Origin of the sequence: Rhizobacter sp., assembly GCF_031412075.1 — a bacterium.
GTDB lineage: Bacteria > Pseudomonadota > Gammaproteobacteria > Burkholderiales > Burkholderiaceae_C > Rhizobacter.
On sequence record NZ_JANOCG010000122.1, the window covers coordinates 1 to 2,560 of the forward strand.

Sequence of the window (2,560 nt, forward strand, 5' to 3'; positions counted from 1 at the left end):
GGGCGAAGTGCACCATGCCGCCGTCTTTGCCGTTGCCGATGGCGCCCGAGGCCCAGGTGGTCAAGTTGCGTGGCTTGCCGGTGGCCAGGAACGAGGCCTCGACAGCCTTCGCGATCTCTTCGGCAAAACCCATCATTGCGAGACCACCCAGCCACACCGTCGAACCATCGGGGATCAGGCCGGCCACGGCCTCGGCATCTATCAGCTTGCTCATGGAGGTCTCGCAGGAGAGGGGTCAAGTAGTTATGGTATTGAACTAACTAGGCTCAGCAAAGTCAGGGTAAGTACTTAGAGTTTGTAGCAGTGAGAACCTTGCTCGGCCTAGGGCAGGCTCCTATGATGGCCAGACGCAAAAGTAGTTGTACTTCTTAACTAAATAGCAAGCCGCACCCATGAGCACCGAATTCCAACCCGCGTCTGGCCTGCTGGCGTCGCTCGATCTTTTGCAGGTCAGCCAGTTGGGTGCCGTGGTGCACATTCGCCTCAACCGGCCGGCCAAGCGCAATGCGATCTCCGACACGCTGATCCAGCAGCTGCACACCGCCTTTGTCAACTTGCCCCAAGGCACGCGTGCGGCCATCGTGAGCGGCGAGGGCCCGCACTTTTGCGCCGGGCTCGATCTGTCTGAACTGGTGGAGCGCGACGTGGGCGAGGGCGTGCTGCACTCGCGCATGTGGCATGCGGCGTTTGATGCAGTGCAGTTCGGCTCGGTGCCGGTGGTGGCGGTGTTGCAGGGTGCGGTGGTCGGTGGGGGTTTGGAGCTGGCCTCGGCCACCCACATCCGCGTCGCCGAAGCCTCGGCCTACTTCGGCCTGCCCGAAGGCCAGCGTGGGCTCTTCGTCGGAGGTGGCGGCTCGGCGCGCATCCCGCGCCTGATGGGCGTGGCCCGCATGAGCGACATGATGTTGACCGGCCGTGTGTACGACGCCGAAGAAGGCTGCGCCGCCGGCCTGGTGCAGTACGTGGTGCCCGAAGGCGCTGGTTTTGCCAAGGCGCTGGAGCTGGCGCAGCGCATTGCGCAAAACGCGCCGCTCTCCAACTACGCCGTGACCCATGCGCTGCCGCGCATTGCCGACCAGTCGCAGGCCGAAGGTTTGTTCACCGAGTCGCTGATGGCGGCGGTGGCGGAGAGCACGCCCGACGCCAAAGACCGCTTGCGCGCCTTTCTGGAAGGGCGCGCGGGGAAGGTGGTGAAGTCGTGAAGTACCGGAGCGCTGCTGTCGGTGGCGCGATCAGCGCGGCACTTTAAGTGCGCGCCGATGGCATCCAGGTGCTGCGTTCCACCGAGCCACTCGGCGCTTACCCCGAGCGCATCACCGATCGCCTCGAACAATGGGCGCGCGAGGTGCCCGAGCGCACCTTCGTTGCCAAGCGGCCGAACGGTGCAGATTGGCGTCGCATCAGCTACGCCGACATGCTGCAGCGCGCGCAGGCCGTGGGCCAGGCGCTGGTGAACCGTGGCCTCTCGGCCGAGCGGCCGGTGGTCATCCTCTCCGACAACGACCTGGAGCACCTCACGCTCGCGATGGGCGCGCTGTGGGTGGGTGTGCCGCACGCCACCATTTCCTCGGCTTACTCGGTGATCGCGCAGGACTACGGCAAGCTCAGGCACATCATCGACACCTTGAAGCCGGGCCTCGTGTTCGCGAGCCATGGCGCGCCTTATGCACGCGCCATCCAGGCCTGTGTGGACAGCGATGTCGAAGTTGTGTTGACCGAAGGCGAGCTCGAAGGCCGCCAGACCACACGCTTCGATTCGCTGCTCGACACGCCGCTCTCCGCCAGCGCCGTGGCCGCCCACGCGGGAGTGAACGCCGACACCATCGCCAAGTTCATGTTCACCTCGGGCTCGACCAAGAACCCGAAGGGTGTGGTCGTCACGCAGCGCATGTGGTGCAGCAACCTGCAAATGATCCGCCAGTGCATGGCCTTCCTCGCCGAGGAGCCACCGGTGCTGGTCGACTGGCTGCCCTGGAACCACACCTTCGGTGGCAACCACAACGTCGGCATCGCGCTCTACAACGGCGGCACGCTCTACATCGACGACGGCAAGCCCACGCCCAAGGGCATTGCCGAAACATTGCGCAACCTGCGCGAGATCCAACCCACTGTCTACTTCAACGTGCCCAAGGGCTTCGACGAGATCGCCACCGCGATGAACAGCGACGCGGCGCTGCGCAAATCGCTCTTCCAGCGTGTGCAGGCCTTCATGTGCGGTGGTGCCGGCATCTCCCAGGCCTCGTGGAACCTGATGGACCAGCATGCCGAGGCGACGGTCGGCGAGCGCATCCGCATCATCGGCGGGCTGGGCATGACCGAGACCGCGCCTTCGTGCACCTTTGTGCTGGGGACCGATGCGCGCGCCGGCTACATCGGCCTGCCCTGCCCGGGGGTCGACGTGAAACTGGTGCCTCAAGGTGACAAGCCAGGTGACAAGACCGAGGTGCGTTTTCGCGGCCCCAACGTGATGCCCGGCTACTGGCGTGACCCCGAGAACACCGCACTCGCGTTTGACGAAGAGGGCTACTACCGCACCGGTGATGCCGTGACCTTCGTCGAC

The 2,560-nt window shown here is 65.0% G+C and carries 2 protein-coding genes and 1 pseudogene; 2 read left to right on the forward strand and 1 reads right to left on the reverse strand.

The window, feature by feature from the left end; translation table 11 throughout:
- Positions 1 to 214 (reverse strand): annotated as a pseudogene (locus RMO40_RS04340) (acyl CoA:acetate/3-ketoacid CoA transferase); the annotation flags it as partial.
- 178 nt (positions 215 to 392) lie between these two features.
- On the opposite strand from RMO40_RS04340, the gene RMO40_RS04345 reads away from it, so the two are divergent.
- Together RMO40_RS04345 and RMO40_RS04350 are read left to right on the forward strand one after the other, a co-directional pair.
- Entirely contained in the window at positions 393 to 1,202 is an 810-nt protein-coding gene (locus RMO40_RS04345; RefSeq protein ID WP_309716810.1) for a crotonase/enoyl-CoA hydratase family protein, read from the forward strand.
- 47 nt (positions 1,203 to 1,249) lie between these two features.
- On the forward strand, positions 1,250 to 2,560 hold a 1,311-nt coding region (locus RMO40_RS04350; RefSeq protein WP_309716813.1), incomplete at its 3' end, for an AMP-binding protein.